The sequence below is a fragment of the Kocuria arenosa genome, assembly GCF_042879215.1.
Lineage (GTDB): Bacteria > Actinomycetota > Actinomycetes > Actinomycetales > Micrococcaceae > Kocuria > Kocuria arenosa.
Genome location: NZ_JBHZTA010000012.1, coordinates 20,976 through 37,239, shown reverse-complemented (window position 1 = coordinate 37,239; position 16,264 = coordinate 20,976). Strand labels below are relative to the sequence as shown.

Genomic DNA, 16,264 nt, shown 5'->3' with positions numbered 1-16,264 from the left:
GGAACCTCGGTGCAGGGTCGGGACGGGGCGGCGGGGGCGCCGCGAGGAGGGTGGGGCGGGAGGCCCGGCCCGGCGCAGGGGGGACGTGCGCCGGACCGGGCCGGGACGGGGCCGGCGCCCGGGATCGGGGGTGGGCGCCGGCCCCGAGTGCCTCAGCCCCGGGCGCCCATGAGGTGCTCGACGGCGAGCTGGTGAAGGCGCACGAAGCCGTAGTTGCGCTCCGAGGGCGCCGTCAGGTCGAGGTCCTCGTAGGAGCTGCGGTCGGCGAGGAAGGCCTCCAGGTCCTCGCCCTCCGCGAGGGTCGGCTCGCCGAGCTCGAGGACGCCGGACTGCTCCATGGCCTCCTGGACGTCGGGGTCCTGGCGGAAGGCCACGGCGCGCTGCTTCAGGAGCAGGTACATCTGCATGTTCGCCGCGGCCGAGTCCCAGACGCCGTCGAGGTGCTCGGTGCGGGAGGGCTTGTAGTCGAAGTGCCGGGCGCCCTGGTAGGCCCCCGGCATGGACGGGAACCCGTTCTCCAGCAGGTCGACCGTGAAGAAGGCGCTGATCAGGTTGCCGTGGCCGAACACCAGGTCCTGGTCGTACATCGGGCCGTTCTGGCCGTTGAGGTCGATGTGGAACAGCTTCTCGCACCACAGGGCCTCGGCGAGGCCGTGCGTGTAGTTGAGCGTGGCCATCTGCTCGTGCCCGGTCTCGGGGTTAACGCCCACGACGTCCCCGTTGTCGAGCCGGTCGATGAACGCGAGCGCGTGCCCGATGGTGGGCAGGAAGATGTTGCCGCGGGGCTCGTTGGGCTTCGGCTCGATGCCGATGCGCATGTCGTAGCCCTGGGACTTGATGTACCCGGCCACGGTGTCGATGCCCTCGGCGTAGCGGTCCAGGGCGGCGTAGAGGTCCTTGGAGGAGTCGTACTCGGTGCCCTCCCGCCCGCCCCACATCACGAAGGTCGTGGCGCCGAGCTCGGCGGCGAGGTCCACGTTGCGCAGCACCTTGCGCAGGCCGTAGCGCCGGACCCGCCGGTCGTTGGACGTGAATGCGCCGTCCTTGAAGATCGGCTCCGCGAAGGTGTCGGTGGTGACCATCTCGCAGACCATGCCGGTCTCGTCGATGGTCTGCTTGAGCTGCCCGATCAGCTTCTCGCGCTGCGCCTCGGTGGCGTCGAAGGGGATCAGGTCGTTGTCGTGGAAGGTGAAGCCCCAGGCGCCGAGCTCCTGGAGCCGGCGCACGGACTCGAGGGGGTCGAGGTCCGGCCGGGAGGCGGCGCCGAACTGGTCGCGGGCCGCCCAGCCCACGGTCCAGAGGCCGAAGGAGAACTTGTCCGCGGGGGACGGGGTGAGCGAGGAGGCGAGGGAGGTCGCGGGGGATGCGGTGGGCATCGGAGGTCCTTTCCCATTCGGTTAGTTACCGTTACTTACTATAGGAGCTGGAGTACCGTGGGGAAAGACCGGCGACGAACTTTTCGTTCCGCGGGTCGGCCGGGATCCGCGTGGGACCCGGTCCCACCGGGAGCAGAGGAGAGCCGTCCGTGCAGTCGAGCCACCTGCGGGAGCACAACCTCTCCACCGTGCTGCGCGCCGTCGCCGGAGCGGGGGCGCCGGTCTCACGGGCCGCGCTCGCCAAGCTCACGGGGCTCACGAAGCCCACCGTGTCCAAGCTGGTGCAGGAGCTGCTCGAGGCGGGACTGCTCGTCGAGGGGCAGCAGGCGGCCGCGCGAGTGTCCGGGCGGCCCATGATCCCGCTGACCGTGGCCCGGGGAACCGTCCTGGGCGTGGGGCTGGAGGTCGCCGCCGACCACCTCGCGTGCCTCGTCACGGATCTCGGGGGCCGCGTCCTGCACGAGGAGTCCCGGTTCGGGGCGTTCGCCGGGGCGCCCGTGGACGAGGTCGCCTCCGTGCTGGCCGGTCTGCTCGACGCCGCCCTGTCCCCCCGGCGGGACGTGCCCGTGGCCGGGATCTGCGTCTCGGTCCCCGGCCGGCTCTCCACGGACCGCGCCACCGTGCTCGCGGCCCCCAACCTCGCCTGGCAGGACGTCCCGCTGGTCGAGCGGCTCCAGGAGCTCCCGGCGTTCCGGGGGGCGGCGCTCACCGCCGGCAACGACAGCATGCTGGCCGCGCGCACAGAGGTCCTGCGCCGGCCCGGCGCGTCCTTCCTCTTCCTGCACGGCGAGACCGGGATCGGCGGTGCCGTGGTCCTGGAGGGGCGCATCCTCCGGGGCGAGCACGGCTGGGCGGGGGAGCTGGGCCACGTCACGATCACCCCCGGCGGGGAGCTGTGCCGGTGCGGGCGGCGCGGCTGCCTCGAGGCCTACGCCAGCTACCACGCGCTGCGGGGGAGGACCGGCCTGCCGGAGGACGTCCGGATCGAGGACCTGGTGGCGGCCACGGCCGAGCGGCTGCAGAGCCGGGAGGCGGTCATGGAGATGATCGGGCGGCCCCTGGGCGTGGTGCTCGCGAACTCGATGAACGTCCTGGACCTGTCCACGGTCGTGCTCTCCGGGTACTTCGCCCCCATCGCGGCGGAGCTGGAGCCCGTGCTGCGCGAGGTCCTCGAGGCGCACGCGCTCACGGCGGAGGTGGGGCCCGTCGGGATCCAGCGCTCGGCCGCGGACGCCCACCCGGCCCTGACCGGTGCGGCCGCGACGGCGCTGGAGCCGATCTACGCCTCTCCGGCCCGCTGGATCGACCGGCGCTGACCCGCACCCGCCAGGGGACGACGACGGGGTCCGCTCGTGCGAGCGGACCCCGTCGCGGGCCGGGCCGGGCGCTCAGCTCACCGGAACGCGGGGTGGTGCTTCCACTTCGCCTCGCCGCCCGGCTGCGATCGGACCAGGGTCTCCTGCAGGGCGTCGTAGGCCGGCTTGCGCTCGTAGTCGCCCTCCATGGTCAGGGCGTCCCCGTAGCCGGGGAAGGTGTTCGGCACCCAGGAGTGCTCGTCGAGCACGCCCCACACGGTGAAGGAGTTGCAGTCCTCCACGGCCAGGCACGCCTCGAGGGCCATGCGGTACCAGTCGGCCTGCTTCTGGCGCAGCTCGTCGCTCATCCGGTCGTCCCCGTCGACCGGCCCGCGGACGTCGATCTCGGTGACGGCCGTCTCCAGGCCGAGGTCGTCGAAGCGCTGGAGGTTCTGCTGCATGCGCCCGTCGAAGCCGTACTGGAGGCCGAGGTGGGTCTGCATCCCGAAGCCGTGGACCGGCACGTCCTGTGCGAGCAGGTCCTGGATCAGCGCGTAGTAGGCGTCGGACTTCGCGTTGATGCCCTCCACGTTGTAGTCGTTGAAGAACAGCTGGGCGTTCGGGTCGGCGTCGTGGGCCCAGCGGAAGATGTCGGCGATGATCTCCGGGCCCAGCTCGCGCAGCCAGATGTTGTCCTCCGTGCGCAGGTTCCCGTTGTCGTCGAAGATCTCGTTGGCGACCTCCCACTGCTGGATGCGGCCCTCGTAGTGGCCGACCACCGTGTAGATGTGGTCCTTGAGGATGGCGCGCAGCTCCTCCGGGGTGTGGTTGCCGTTCTCGAGCCAGTCGGGGTTCTGGCTGTGCCAGAACAGGGTGTGGCCGCGCACGACCTGCCCGTTGGCCTCGGCGAAGTCGACGATGTCGTCGGCGGGGCCGAAGTCGTACACGCCCTCCTCGGGGTGGATGAACTCCCACTTCATCTGGTTCTCGGGGGTCAGGGAGCTGAACTCCCGTGCCAGGACCGAGCGGTACTCGGGGTCGGAGGGGAAGGGCTCCGGGTAGTCGGCGGTGGTGTGGTGGCCTCCGCCGGCCACGGCGCTGCCGATGCGGAAGTCCTTGGGCGTGTTCCAGCGCAGGGTGTCCTGCTTGGCCAGGCCGGGAGGGCGGGTCTCGGGGGCGGCGGTCGCGGCCTGGGGGACCGCGGTGAGGCACAGGGCGGCGACGGCGGTGGCCGCTCCGGCGCGGAGGAAGGGGGCTCGTCTGCTCATGTCAGGGATTCCTTCGTGGGGGATGGGGGATGGGGACGGGGGACGGGGGACGGGGGACGGGGTGGACGGGGGACGGGGTGGACGGGGGACGGGGTGGACGGGGGACGGGGTGGACGGGGCGCGGGCCGCTGCGCGGCCCGCGCCCCGGGCTCAGGAGGCGTCGGCGGCGGTGAGCGCGCGGTCGGAGGCCTGGACCTCGACGGGGGTCGTGAGGACACGGTCGGTGTCCTCCACGTCCCGCACGGCGCCGGTGATCGTGAACCGGCCCTCGAGGGGCAGGTCCTCGCTGGAGGGGCCGGCGCGGAGCACGAACTCGCCCGGCTCCACGATCCGGCGCATGGCCCGGCCCGTGAACGAGGTGCGGTCGGCGTGGACGGAGAAGACCACGCGGGCGCTCTGCCCGGCCTCCAGGGCGATCTTGGCGAAGCCGACGAGCATCTTCAGCGGCCGGACGACCTGGGCGACGGGGTCGCTCAGGTACAGCTGGACGACCTCCTGGCCCGCCCGGTCGGAGGTGTTGGTCACGGTGACCGCGACCTCCACGGTGCCGTCGGTGCCGATGCCGGTCGCGGACAGCTCGAGCGCGTCGTAGGAGAAGCTCGAGTACCCGAGGCCGTGGCCGAACGGGTACAGCGGCCGGGGGTCGAGGTTGGAGACGCCCTCGGAGTACCCGCCCAGGGCGGGGGTCAGGTAGGTGCCGGGCTGCCCGCCCACGTGCCGGGGGATCCCCACGGGCAGCCGCCCGGAGGGGTTCACCCGCCCGGAGAGCACTCCGGCGACGGCGTGCCCGCCCTCCTCGCCCGGCATGAAGGCCTGGACGACGGCCGCGCAGCGGTCGTCGAACGCCCCGAGGCTGTAGGGGCGGCCCGTCACGAGCACGAGGACCACCGGGGTGCCCGTGGCGAGCACCGCCTCGACGAGGTCGGCCTGCCGGCCCGGCAGCGACAGGTCCACGACGTCGCAGCCCTCGCCGGAGGTGCCCGTGCCGAAGAGCCCGGCGAGGTCGCCCACCGTGACGACCGCGAGGTCGGCCTCCTCCGCGGCGGCCACGGCCTCGGCGATGCCGCTGGTGTCGGGATCGGTGAAGTCGACGCCGCGGGCGTGGCGGAAGGTCGTCTCCCCGTCCGCGAACTCCTCGGCGAGGGCGTCGACGATCGAGGTGATCTCGATGCCGGTGCCGGACTCGCCGAACCGGGACAGGACGTGGTTGGTGAAGCTGTAGCAGCCGAGGAACGAGCGGGGCTGGCCCGCGCTGGGGCCGATGACTGCGACCGTCCGGGCGGTGTCCCGGGCGAGCGGCAGGACGCCCTCGTTCTTGAGCAGGACGACGGACTCCTCGGCCATGCGGCGGGCGAGCCGCCGGTTCGCCGGGGAGTCGAGGTCGACGGCCCCGCCCGCGGTGCCGGGGTCGAAGCCCGGATCCAGCAGGCCCAGCTCGACCTTCTGCGTCAGCACCCGCCGCACCGCGCGGTCGAGCAGGGACTCGTCGAGCTCGCCGTCCCGCACGGCGGCGGCGAGGTCCGCGAAGCAGCTGGTCTCGGGCAGCTCCACGTCCATGCCGGCCGAGAGCGACTGCACGCCGGCGTCCCGGGGGTCCGCGGCGACGTGGTGCATGGACTCGAGGAAGCTCACGGCCCAGTAGTCGGACACGACCGTGCCCTCGAAGCCCCACGTCTCCCGCAGGAGCGTGGTGAGCAGCTCGGGGTCGGCGACGGGCGGGACGCCGTCGACGTCCGCGTAGGAGTTCATCACCGCGCCGGCCTCGCCGAGCTTGACGGCCATCTCGAAGGGCACGAGGACGACGTCGCGGAACTCGCGCGGTCCGATCGAGACGGGGGCGTGGTTGCGCCCGGCGCGGGAGGTGGAGTACCCCGCGAAGTGCTTCAGGGTGGCGACGACGCCGGCCTCCTGCAGCCCCCGGACGTACTCGGTGGTCAGGGTGCCCACGAGGTAGGGGTCCTCGCCGACGGTCTCCTCGACGCGGCCCCAGCGGTAGTCGCGGACGACGTCGAGCACGGGGGACAGGCCGAGGTGGACGCCCACGCCTTTCATGTCGGTGCCGATGTGCCGGGCCATGGTGCGGACCAGCTCGGGGTCGAAGGCGGCGCCCCAGGCGATCGCGGCCGGGTAGCAGGTGGCCCCGAGGGTTGTGAACCCGGTGAGGCACTCCTCGTGGGCGATGGCCGGGATGCCGAGCCGGGAGGTCTCCACGACCTGGCGCTGCAGGGTGCGCAGGTGCTCCACCCCGTCGGCCGCGGAGATCGGCGCGCTGCCGAAGGCCCGGGTGATGTGGCCGAGGCCGTGCGCGATCGCGGCCTCGAAGGTCGAGCGGTCGTTGGCGAAGGCGGACTCCATGGGGGCCGCGCCGCCCGTGGCCTCCTCCGGGTCGGGGCGCAGCCAGTAGCTGCCGAGCTGGCCGGCCTTCTCCTCGAGGCTCAGCTGCTGCAGCAGGGCGTCGACGCGTTCGGCGACGGGGCGGGCGGGGTCGTTCCAGGGTGCTGTCATTGGTGCTGTCATGGGGGTGTGCTTTCTGCTCGGTGGGCGGGTCACTTGCCGAAGCCGGCGGTGAGCCCGGCGACGAGGTGCCGGCGCCCGAAGATGTAGAGGACGAGGATGGGCATCGCCGAGAGGACGACGGCGGCCAGGACGGCCGGGATGTCGGCCTGGAACTCCCCCTGGTAGGTCCACAGGGACAGGGGCAGCGTGCGCTTCTCGGAGCTCTGGGTGAGGATCAGTGGGAACAGGAAGTTGTTCCAGCTGTTGAGGGCGTTGTAGACGCCCACGGTGGTGATGGCGGGCAGGCTCAGCGGCAGGACGAGCGTGCGGAAGACCTTCCAGTCGCCGGCGCCGTCGAGGGTCATGGACTCGTAGAGCTCGTTGGGGATGTCCCGCATGAAGTTCGTCAGGATCAGGACCGTGATCGGGATCCCGGACGCGATCCCGGGCAGGATCAGGGCGGCCAGGGTGTCGTAGAGGCCCAGCTGGACGATGATCAGGTAGATCGGGATGATCGTCGCCTGGATCGGGATGGCGATGCCCAGCAGGAACAGCCGGTTCGAGAACACGGCCAGCCCGGTCCGGCTCCGCACGATGACGTAGGACGCGAGCAGGGACAGGAACACGATCCCGGCGACCGTGAACACGACCACCACCACGCTGTTGAGGAAGTACTGCACGAACTGGTTCTCCAGGACCGTGGTGTACGGCGCGAACGTCGGCGCCGAGGGCAGCAGCGGGTTCGTGGAGTAGTAGTCGTCGCGGGGCTTCAGGCTCGTGATGGCGATGTAGTAGATCGGGATGATGATCGCGGCCAGCCACAGCCAGCCGCCGACGGCCGCCGGGATGTTCGGGACGCCCCGGCGCCGGCGGGCGGGACGGGTGCCCGCGGGTGGAGGGGTCGTGGGGCGGGTGCCCGTGCGGCTCGTGCTGTCGGGACGGGTGTCCACAGGACTCGTGCTCATGGGACTACGCACCTTCCGCCTGGCTCTCCATCTTTTCGGCCCCGGTGAGCCGTTGCAGGCCGAGGGCGAGGGTGAGCCCCACGGCGACGAGGATGACCGCCAGGACACTGGCCTCGCCCATCTGGTTGCTGCGGAATCCGGTCAGGTACATGTCCAGGGGCAGGATCCGGGTCGCGGTGCCGGGTCCGCCCCCGGTGAGGGCGAAGACGAGGTCGAAGTAGGTCAGGGAGCCGACCAGCATCAGCGTGGAGGACGTCACGATCGTGTACTTCAGCTGCGGCAGCGTGATGGAGAAGAACTGCCGCACCGTCCCCGCGCCGTCGATCGTGGCGGCCTCGTACATGCTCTGCGGGATCTGCCGGACCCCCGCCTGGTAGAGCAGCGAGTGGAAGGGGATGAAGGACCACGAGATGACGAAGACGACGACGTAGAACGCCAGGCTTCCGTTGCCCAGCCAGTCCTGCCGCAGCAGGGCCGCGTCGAACGCCCGCGACAGGCCGAAGTTCGGGTCGAGCAGGGCCTTGAAGGCGATGCCGATCGCCGCGGCCGAGAAGAGCATCGGCAGGAAGTACAGGACGGACAGGAACTCCCGGTACCGCTGGCGGCCGGCCATGAACACGCCGAGCAGCAGGCTCAGCGGGAACTGCACGACGTAGCTCAGCAGGGTCAGCTGGACGGTCAGCACCATCGCCTGGCGGGAGACCGGGTTCTCGAGCACGGACACCCAGTTCTCGCCCCCGGTCCACTGCGGGGTGCCCAGACCGTCCCACTGCATGAAGGACAGCACCAGCACGCCCAGCAGCGGCCCGATCGCGAAGACGCCGAAGAAGACCAGGGCGGGCGCCAGCAGCCAGTTGCTGGGGGCGGCGCCCACCCGTGACCTGCGCTTGGCGGGAGTTCGATCGAGCGTCACAGCGTTCCGTTCATCGCGGCCTGGAACTCCTCGGGGGTCATCTCGCCGGCGAAGACCTGGCTGAGGTTGGTCAGCAGGGCCTGTCCCTGGTCGGCCGGGAGCGCCTGGTCCCACGAGAGCTGGAAGTTGGGTGCGTCCTGGACCATCGAGTAGGCGAAGTCCAGGTACTCCGGGTGCTCGGTCTCGGCGATCCGGTCCTCCACCCCGTCCACGGCGGGGATCAGCCCGGCGTCGAAGAGCGTGCCGACCGCGGCGTCGTCGAGGTTCATGTCGTTCAGGTACTCGAGGGCCGTGGCCTGCTCCTCCTCGCTCGCGTCCGCGGACACGGCCCAGAAGTTCGCCGGGTTGCCCACGATGTTCTGCGGGTCGCCCTTCCCGCCCTCGATCTCGGGGAACGTGGTGTAGCCGAGGTTCCCCTCGGCGGTCCACTCGGGGGCGTCGGTGAGGAAGCTGGAGTAGACCCAGCTGCCGTGCAGCATCATGGCCGCCTGGTCGGTGTGCACGAGGGCCACGTCGGCGCCCGCGTCGGCCACCACCGACCCGTAGGTGTCGCCGAAGCCGCCGGCCTCGACGAGCTCCTGGATCTTCTCGAGGGCCTCCGTGATCGCGGGATCGGACCAGGCGTTCTCCTCGCCGTCCACGACGGCCTGGAACACCTCGGGCCCGCCGATCCGGTCGGTGAGGTACTGGATCCACATCAGGTACGGCCACTGGCTGGAGCCGGCCACGGAGATCGGCGTGACGCCCTCGGTCTGGAAGGCCTCCACCGCGTCCAGCATCTCGGCCCAGGTGGTGGGGACCTCCACCCCGGCCTGCTCGAACAGCTTCGTGTTGTAGTACAGGACGACGGGCTGCGTGTTGTTGTTCGGGACGGCGTAGAGCTTCCCGTCCACCTTGCCGGTCTCCAGCACGGAGTCGAGGGCCCGCTCCTCCATCTCGGGGATCTTCCCGGTCAGCTCCACCACGTTGCCGTTCTCGACGTAGCTCTCGAGGTTGTCGCCGCCCCAGTTGTAGATCAGGGTCGGCGCGTTGCCGGAGCCGACGCTGGTGCGGATCTTCTCCTTGAAGGCGTCGTTCGCGAAGTACTCCGCGGTGATGGGGGCGTCGTCGTTGGCGTCGTTCCACGCCTGGAACGAGCTGCGGAACGTCTCCTCGGCCCCGCCGGTGAGGGTCCAGGCGGAGACTCCGCCCGCGCCGCCGGGCTGGGCCCCGCCGCCGCACCCGGCCAGGGTCAGGGCCGCGGCGCCCACGAGCGCGATGCGGGACAGCGACCGGCGGGAGAAGGGGGCGCGGGGGGTGCCGGCGGGCGCGGGGTGGAGGGTGCGGGGGGTGGTCATGGCGTTCTCCTCATCGTTGAGCGATACGTTGCGCCTACGAAACTTTTCGTATAGCGTTTCGCTGGAAGAAGACTAAGTGGCCTGTTTCACACCCGTCAACCCCCTGGTGTGACGACTGCCACTGTGTCGGACGCTGCGAAACGTTTCGCCGCGCTCCGGCGTCCCGTTCGGCGTCCGAGGAGACCGTCCCGATGAAGCGAACCACATTGAGCCAGGTCGCAGCCCAGGCCGGCGTCTCCAAGGGCACGGTCTCCAAGGTGCTCAACGGCCGCCCCGACGTGGGGGAGGACACGCGGGAGAGGGTCCGGGCCGCGGTCGCCGCCCTCGGCTACACGGGTTCGGCCGCCCGCCGGCCCCGGACCGCCATCGTGCTCGTCTTCGACACCCTGGAGAGCAACTACTCCCTCCAGGTGATGGCGGGTGCCGTGGACGCCTGCGGCCGCGCCGACGCCGACCTGATGCTGAGCACGCTGCCGAGCCTGGAGCAGGGCGACGTCCCCCCGTTCTCCGAGGAGTGGTTCGCCCGCTGCGGCCGCACGGGCGAGACCGCGGTCATCGCGGTCACCACGCCGCTGACCACGGAGCAGGTGGCCGCCGCGGCCCACGCGCAGGTCCCGCTGGTGGTCATCGACCCCGTGAACAGCCTCCCGTCCACGGTGCCGAGCATCGGCTCCACCAACTGGGCCGGCGGGTACGAGGCCACCACCCACCTCCTGGAGCTCGGGCACCGCCGGATCGGCCACCTCAGCGGTGCCGGGCGGTCGGTCCCGGCGCGCGAGCGACTGGCCGGGTACCGCAGCGCCCTGGAGAGCGCCGGGGTCCCCCACGACCCCGAGCTCGTGACGGGCGGCGGCTTCAGCTACGAGGCGGGCTTCGCCGGCGCCCAGGAGCTGCTCGAGCTCGAGCACCCGCCCACGGCGCTGTTCGCGGCCTCCGACGAGGCGGCGCTCGGGGCCTTCGAGGCCGCCCGGCAGGCCTCGCTGCGGGTCCCCGAGGACCTCAGCGTGGTCGGCTTCGACGACACGCTGATCGCCCGCTGGGCCTCGCCCAAGCTGACCACGGTCCGCCAGCCCCTGCACGCCATGGGCGAGATGGCCGTCGAGCGCGCGGTCACGCTCCTGGCCGGCGGGTCGCGCCGGGTCCACCCGCTCCAGCTGCAGACCTCGCTCGTGGCGCGCTCCTCCACCGCTCCGCCCCGGAACGGCGCGGAGGAGGCGGTCACTCCCGGATGAAGCGGGCCCGGCCGGCCTGCCAGCCGAAGACCGCCGCGAGCGTGCCGACCACCGCGAACATGACGCCCGCGGCGGCGAAGCCCCCGGTCCAGTGCAGCAGCTGCCCCACCAGGAAGGTGCCCGAGGAGCCCACGCCGTAGCCGACGCCCTGCATCATGCCCGAGAGCCGCACCGCCATGTGGCTGCTGCGGGTGCGCAGCGCGATCATCGTCAGGGCCACGGCGGTGAGGCTGCCCTGGCCCAGACCCAGCAGCCCGGTCCAGACCCAGATCAGCTGGGTGGGCCCGAAGATGGAGAGCACGAAGCCGCCGCCGGCCATCAGGGCCACCGCGGCGTTGAGCACCCGCTGGTCGGCCAGCCGCGCGGCCAGCAGCGGGGCGAAGAGCGAGCCCGTCATCTGGAGCAGGATGGACACGGCCACGATCAGGCCGGCGGTGGCCCCGTCGATCCCGCGGTCCCGCAGGATGGGGGCGAGCCACGCGAAGACGCTGAAGGACATCATCGCCTGGAAGACCATGAACAGGGTGATCTGCCAGGCCACCGGGGAGCGCCACGGGCCGGGCCCGCCGGTGTCGGGCGGCGGGGGGCCGGGGGCCCGGTGGCGGAGCGCCACCGGGACGAGCAGGGCCACCACCACGGCCGCGGGCGCCGCCCACACCGCCAGGGAGCCCCGCCAGGAGTCCGTCGCCTGGAACACCGGGTAGGTGAGGCCCGCGCCGAGGGCGGCGGAGGCGCAGATCGCGGTGGTGTAGAGCCCGCTCATCAGGCCGATGCGGTGGGCGAAGTCCCGCTTCACGATGGACGGCAGCAGCACGTTGCCCAGGGCGATCGCGGCGCCGCACGCCACTGTCCCCGCGAGCAGCAGCGGCAGGGCGCTCGCCCCGGGCAGGGGGAGGCCGCGGACCACCAGGCCCAGGGTCAGGACCACCATGGCGCCCAGCATCACGTTCTCGGTCCCGAACCGGCGGGCCAGCCGCGGTGCGAACGGCGCGAAGACGCCGAGCAGCGTCACGGGGGCCGTGGTCAGCACGGTGACCGCCCACCCGGGCAGGCCGGCGGCCGCGGTGATCTCCGGGAGGATCGCGGAGAAGCTGGAGAAGACCGTGCGCAGGTTCAGGCCCACCAGGACCACGCACACGGCGAGGTAGACCAGCGCCCTGCGGGACGTCGGGGCGCGCGGCGGATCGGCGTGCGGGCTCGGCACGGGGAGGTCTCCTCAGGGCTCGGCTGCCGGCCGGCCCCGTGAGGGGCGGCCCGGACAGGGTCCACGGTACTGCGGGAGCTCTCCGGCACCCTGCAGCGCTGCCGCCGGGCAGGAGACGCACCCGGGCCCGCTCGTCCCGCACCCGGGCCTGCGCGTCCCGTGCCCGGGCCGCCCGCGGTCAGTGCAGGAGCAGGCCGGTGAGGAGGATGGCCGGGAAGGACAGGAACGAGCTCATCAGGATGATGTCGCGGGCGGCGTTGGCCGGCATCCGGAACTGGGAGGAGAACAGGAACACGTTCTGGGCCGTGGGCAGGGCCGCCATGACCACGACGCCCAGCAGTTCGGTCCCGCTCAGGCCGAACCCGAACCGGGCGATCGTCCACGCCAGCGCGGGCATCACGACCACCTTGACGAGCGTCCCGCCCAGCACGTCCGGCACGAGCGCGCGGTTCCGGAACGGGCGCTGACCGTGCAGGCCCATCCCGAACAGCAGGAGCAGCAGGGGGATGGACGCCTCGCCGAGCATCTCGAGGGGGATCCAGAGCACCTCGGGCACCTCCAGGCCGGTGGCGGAGAGCAGCACTCCGGCGGCGGTGCCGATCGTGACGGGGTTCGCCACCGACCGCACGATCGTGCGACCGGCCGAGGTGCTCGTCCGCCCGGGGGCCGCCGACCGGATCGCCGCTCCCGGACCGGTACGGCGCGACGGGCGGGTGGTCCAGGAGAACACGAGCAGATAGACCGGGGCGATCACCAGGAGCTGCGCCAGCAGCACGGAGACCACGGGGGTGGCGCTGCCCACCGCGTAGAGGGCGATGGGCAGCCCGATGTTCCCGGCGTTCACGTAGGAGGAGGCCATGGCGCCGACCGCCGTGCGGGCTGCTCCCCGGCGGAGCACCAGGCCGCTGTACAGGGCGAAGAGCGCCCCCGCCACCGCGGCGGTGGCGAGGGCGATCGGGGTGTAGACCCCGAGCACGGCCCCGAGGTCGGTGCCCGCGACGAGCACCACCATCAGCGCCGGGTTGGTGAGGTAGTAGATGACGGGGGTGAGACCCGCACGCATGGCGCGGGCCTCACCGGGCAGCAGCGCGGCGGTGGCGAAACCGATGGCCGTGAGCACGGCCACCACGCCGAAGCCCAGCAGCACCCCCGTCATCCGGTCCTGTCCCTGCCCTCAGCGGACCAGGCAGGGGCGCTTGGGGTCGAAGCTCCAGCCCTCGATCAGGTACTGCATGGCCGCGGCGTCGTCGCGGGCGCCGAGCCCGTGCTCGAGGTAGAGCTCGTGGGCCTCCGCCAGGCGCTCGCGGTCCAGCTCGACGCCGAGGCCCGGAGCGGCGGGCACCCGGATCTCGCCGTCCCGGATGCGCAGCGGCTCCCGGGTGAGGCCCTGGCCGTCCTGCCAGATCCAGTGCGTGTCCAGCGCGGTGATCTCGCCCGGGGCCGCCGCACCCACGTGGGTGAACATGGCCAGGGAGATGTCGAAGTGGTTGTTGGAGTGGGAGCCCCACGTCAGCCCGAACTCGTGGCACAGCTGGGCCACGCGCACGGACCCGGCCATCGTCCAGAAGTGCGGATCGGCGAGGGGGATGTCGACCGCGTTCGAGCGAACCGCGTGGGACATCTCGCGCCAGTCGGTGGCGATCATGTTCGTCGCGGTCGGCAGACCGGTGGCGCGTCGGAACTCCGCCATCACCTCGCGGCCCGAGAACCGGCCCTCCGCACCGCACGGGTCCTCGGCGTAGGCGACCACGCCCCGCATCCGCCGGCCCAGCCGGACCGCCTCCTCGAGCAGCCAGCCGCCGTTGGGGTCGAGGGTCACCCGCGCCTCGGGGAACCGCTCCTTGATCGCCGTGACGGCGTCGACCTCGAGATCGCCGGCCTGGACGCCACCCTTGAGCTTGAAGTCCTGGAAGCCGTAGCGCTCCTTCGAGGCCTCGGCCAGGCGCACGACGCCCTCGGGGGTCATCGCCTCCTCCCGGCGCACCCGCTCCCACGCGTCCGCGCCGTGGGGCTCGCGCAGGTACGGCAGGTCGGTGCTGTTCGGGTCGCCCACGAAGAACAGGTAGCCCAGCATGGGCACCGAGGCGCGCTGCTGGCCGTCGCCGAGCAGCTCGGCCACGGGCACGCCCAGGAACTGCCCGTGCAGGTCCAGCAGGGCGGACTCGATGCCGGTCACGGCGTGCACGGCGGTGCGCAGGTCGAAGGTCTGCAGACCGCGCCCACCGGCGTCCCGGTCCGCGAAGGCCGTGGCGATCCGGCGCAGCAGGGTGCGGAACAGCGCCACCGGCTGCCCGGCCAGCAGCGCGGCCGCCTCCTCGATCGTGGCCCGGATCGCCTCCCCGCCCGGGACCTCACCCAGGCCGGTCCGCCCGTCGGAGTCCGTCACGATCACCACGTTGCGGGTGAAGAACGGCCCGTGGGCACCGGAGAGGTTGAGCAGCATGGAGTCGTGCCCCGCGACGGGCACGACCTCGAGCCGTGCGACAGTGGGCCGGGTGCTCATGCGCGGTCTCCTTCCTGGGGGTCGGCCAGCTGGATGCGGCCGTCGACCCGGCGGTTGAGGTGCCACGGGTTGTCGTCCTGCACCGGCGCGGGCAGCAGGGCGCCGGGGATGTTCTGGTAGGCCACGGGGCGCAGGAACCGCTCGATCGCCAGCGTGCCCACGGAGGTCGTCCGCGAGTCGGACGTCGCCGGGAACGGGCCGCCGTGGACCATGGCTTCGCCCACGTCCACGCCGGTCGGCCAGCCGTTGGCGAGGATCCGGCCCACCTTGCGCTCCAGCACCGGCAGCAGCGGGGCCGCGGAGGAGATGTCCTCCTCGGACAGGAACAGGCTCGCGGTCAGCTGGCCCTCCATCCGGGCCGCCGCGGCCACCAGCTCCTCCGCGGAGCCGTAGCGGATCGCCAAGGACGAGGCGCCGAAGATCTCCTCCTGCAGCACGGGGTTGGACAGGAACGTGGGGACCTGGGCGCCGAACACCACGGGGGCGGGGGCGTTCTCGGTGGAGCCCTCCTTGCCGCGGGCCACGATCTCGACGTTCTCCTGGGAGCCCAGGGCGTCGATGCCGTCCCGGCAGGAGCGGGCGATGCCAGGGGTGAGCATGGTCGCGCCCTCGGCGTCGGCCAGCACGCGCCCGACGGCGGCCAGGAACGCGTCGCCGGCCTCCCCCTCGGGCACGAACAGCAGACCCGGGTTGGTGCACAGCTGCCCGGAGGAGCCCGTCAGGGAGGTGACGTAGGCGCGGGCGAACTCCTCGGCGTCACCCCGCAGGGCGGAGTCGAAGAGGAAGACGGGGTTGATGGAGCTCATCTCCGCGTAGACGGGGATCGGCTCCGGGCGGGCGGCGGCCGCGGCCATCAGCGCGGTGCCCGCGCCGCGGGAGCCGGTGAAGCCCACGGCCTTGATGGCAGGGTCCTTGGCCAGGGCCTGACCGATGCTCGCGCCCGGGCCGTAGACCAGCGAGAACACCCCGGGGTGCAGGCCGCACTCGGTCACGGCGTCGGTGAGTGCCCGGCCGACGATCTCGCCGGTGCTCGGGTGGGCGTTGTGGGCCTTGAAGACCACCGGGCAGCCGGCGGCCAGCGCGGAGGCGGTGTCGCCACCGGCGGTGGAGAAGGCGAAGGGGAAGTTGCTGGCCCCGAAGACGGCCACCGGGCCGAGGGGGACCTTGCGCTGGCGCAGGTCCGGGCGGGGCAGGGGGGTGCGCTCGGGCAGGGGCGGCTCGACGCGCACCCCCCGGTGGTCACCCTGGCGCACCACGCGGGCGAACAGCCGTAGCTGTCCGGTGGTGCGGGCCAGCTCGCCCTGCAGCCGCGGCTTCGGGAGCCCGGTCTCGGTCGAGGCTCGGTCGACGAGTTCGGGGCCCACGGCCTCGATGTTCGCGGCGACCTTCTCGAGGAAACCCGCATGGGTCTCGGGGTCGAGGCTGCTGAAGGACTCGAAGGCCTCCTCGGCGGCGGCCGTGGCCTCGGTGAGCTGGGTCTCGTCGATCAGGGTGTAGGCGGGTTCGAGCTCGGCATTGGTCGCCGGGTCGATGCCGCTGCTGGTGCCGGCGTTGCCGGGGGTCTCGCGGCCGGCGATGATCGAGTGGCCGGAGAGGGTGGTGGTCTGGGTGCTCATGATGGTGAACTCCTCGTGGTGAATCGGATGCGTCGGGCGGAGCGGGACGGAGCCTGCCC

At 72.3% G+C, this 16,264-nt stretch carries 12 protein-coding genes; 2 read left to right on the top strand and 10 right to left on the bottom strand.

What is annotated here, in order from left to right:
* Window positions 1–152 precede the first annotated feature (152 nt).
* Entirely contained in the window at window positions 153–1,376 is a 1,224-nt protein-coding gene (gene xylA / locus ACFYE3_RS16615) for a xylose isomerase (protein ID WP_387610935.1), read from the bottom strand.
* A 149-nt stretch (window positions 1,377–1,525) separates the two neighbouring features.
* Between xylA and ACFYE3_RS16610 the strand changes: the two genes are divergently transcribed.
* Complete coding sequence (locus ACFYE3_RS16610; RefSeq protein ID WP_387610934.1) at window positions 1,526–2,692, top strand: ROK family transcriptional regulator; 1,167 nt, start codon at window positions 1,526–1,528, stop codon at window positions 2,690–2,692.
* A gap of 77 nt (window positions 2,693–2,769) precedes the next feature.
* On the opposite strand, the gene ACFYE3_RS16605 is transcribed toward ACFYE3_RS16610, so the two are convergent.
* From ACFYE3_RS16605 to ACFYE3_RS16585, 5 genes are all read right to left on the bottom strand, one after another.
* Window positions 2,770–3,939 (bottom strand): endo-1,4-beta-xylanase, encoded by a 1,170-nt coding sequence (locus tag ACFYE3_RS16605; protein ID WP_387610932.1) that lies wholly within the window; start codon window positions 3,937–3,939, stop codon window positions 2,770–2,772.
* Between the two features lie 150 nt (window positions 3,940–4,089).
* Window positions 4,090–6,444 carry a glycoside hydrolase family 3 N-terminal domain-containing protein gene (locus ACFYE3_RS16600; protein WP_387610930.1) on the bottom strand — a complete coding sequence of 785 codons (2,355 nt, stop codon included), beginning with the start codon at window positions 6,442–6,444 and terminating at the stop codon, window positions 4,090–4,092.
* A gap of 41 nt (window positions 6,445–6,485) precedes the next feature.
* Entirely contained in the window at window positions 6,486–7,400 is a 915-nt protein-coding gene (locus tag ACFYE3_RS16595) for a carbohydrate ABC transporter permease (protein WP_387610928.1), read from the bottom strand.
* 4 nt (window positions 7,401–7,404) lie between these two features.
* Entirely contained in the window at window positions 7,405–8,313 is a 909-nt protein-coding gene (locus ACFYE3_RS16590; RefSeq protein WP_387610926.1) for a carbohydrate ABC transporter permease, read from the bottom strand.
* Window positions 8,310–9,650 (bottom strand): extracellular solute-binding protein, encoded by a 1,341-nt coding sequence (locus tag ACFYE3_RS16585; protein ID WP_387610924.1) that lies wholly within the window; start codon window positions 9,648–9,650, stop codon window positions 8,310–8,312. The genes ACFYE3_RS16590 and ACFYE3_RS16585 overlap by 4 nt, the downstream gene beginning before the upstream one ends.
* A gap of 191 nt (window positions 9,651–9,841) precedes the next feature.
* On the opposite strand from ACFYE3_RS16585, the gene ACFYE3_RS16580 reads away from it, so the two are divergent.
* Window positions 9,842–10,882 carry a LacI family DNA-binding transcriptional regulator gene (locus ACFYE3_RS16580; RefSeq protein WP_387610922.1) on the top strand — a complete coding sequence of 347 codons (1,041 nt, stop codon included), beginning with the start codon at window positions 9,842–9,844 and terminating at the stop codon, window positions 10,880–10,882.
* Here ACFYE3_RS16580 and ACFYE3_RS16575 read toward each other — a convergent pair.
* From ACFYE3_RS16575 to ACFYE3_RS16560, 4 genes are all read right to left on the bottom strand, one after another.
* Complete coding sequence (locus ACFYE3_RS16575; protein ID WP_387610920.1) at window positions 10,869–12,086, bottom strand: MFS transporter; 1,218 nt, start codon at window positions 12,084–12,086, stop codon at window positions 10,869–10,871. The two genes, ACFYE3_RS16580 and ACFYE3_RS16575, sit on opposite strands and share 14 nt — an antisense overlap.
* Before the next feature lie 178 nt (window positions 12,087–12,264).
* Window positions 12,265–13,242 carry an AEC family transporter gene (locus tag ACFYE3_RS16570; protein ID WP_387610918.1) on the bottom strand — a complete coding sequence of 326 codons (978 nt, stop codon included), beginning with the start codon at window positions 13,240–13,242 and terminating at the stop codon, window positions 12,265–12,267.
* 18 nt (window positions 13,243–13,260) lie between these two features.
* On the bottom strand, window positions 13,261–14,589 hold the full coding sequence (locus ACFYE3_RS16565; protein WP_387610916.1) for an enolase C-terminal domain-like protein: 1,329 nt from the start codon (window positions 14,587–14,589) through the stop codon (window positions 13,261–13,263).
* Window positions 14,586–16,205, bottom strand: coding sequence for an aldehyde dehydrogenase (NADP(+)) (locus ACFYE3_RS16560; protein WP_387610914.1), 1,620 nt, complete (start codon window positions 16,203–16,205; stop codon window positions 14,586–14,588). Before ACFYE3_RS16560 ends, ACFYE3_RS16565 begins: the two co-directional genes overlap by 4 nt.
* Between the last annotated feature and the right edge of the window lie 59 nt (window positions 16,206–16,264).

Bases quoted from the DNA above. Each gene is read 5' to 3' on its own strand.
- ACFYE3_RS16595 (WP_387610928.1), bottom strand. From the start codon at position 7,400: ATGAGCACGAGTCCTGTGGACACCCGTCCCGACAGCACGAGCCGCACG.
- ACFYE3_RS16585 (WP_387610924.1), bottom strand. From the start codon at position 9,650: ATGACCACCCCCCGCACCCTCCACCCCGCGCCCGCCGGCACCCCCCGC.
- ACFYE3_RS16580 (WP_387610922.1), top strand. From the start codon at position 9,842: ATGAAGCGAACCACATTGAGCCAGGTCGCAGCCCAGGCCGGCGTCTCC.
- xylA (WP_387610935.1), bottom strand. From the start codon at position 1,376: ATGCCCACCGCATCCCCCGCGACCTCCCTCGCCTCCTCGCTCACCCCG.
- ACFYE3_RS16565 (WP_387610916.1), bottom strand. From the start codon at position 14,589: ATGAGCACCCGGCCCACTGTCGCACGGCTCGAGGTCGTGCCCGTCGCG.
- ACFYE3_RS16605 (WP_387610932.1), bottom strand. From the start codon at position 3,939: ATGAGCAGACGAGCCCCCTTCCTCCGCGCCGGAGCGGCCACCGCCGTC.
- ACFYE3_RS16600 (WP_387610930.1), bottom strand. From the start codon at position 6,444: ATGACAGCACCCTGGAACGACCCCGCCCGCCCCGTCGCCGAACGCGTC.
- ACFYE3_RS16570 (WP_387610918.1), bottom strand. From the start codon at position 13,242: ATGACGGGGGTGCTGCTGGGCTTCGGCGTGGTGGCCGTGCTCACGGCC.
- ACFYE3_RS16560 (WP_387610914.1), bottom strand. From the start codon at position 16,205: ATGAGCACCCAGACCACCACCCTCTCCGGCCACTCGATCATCGCCGGC.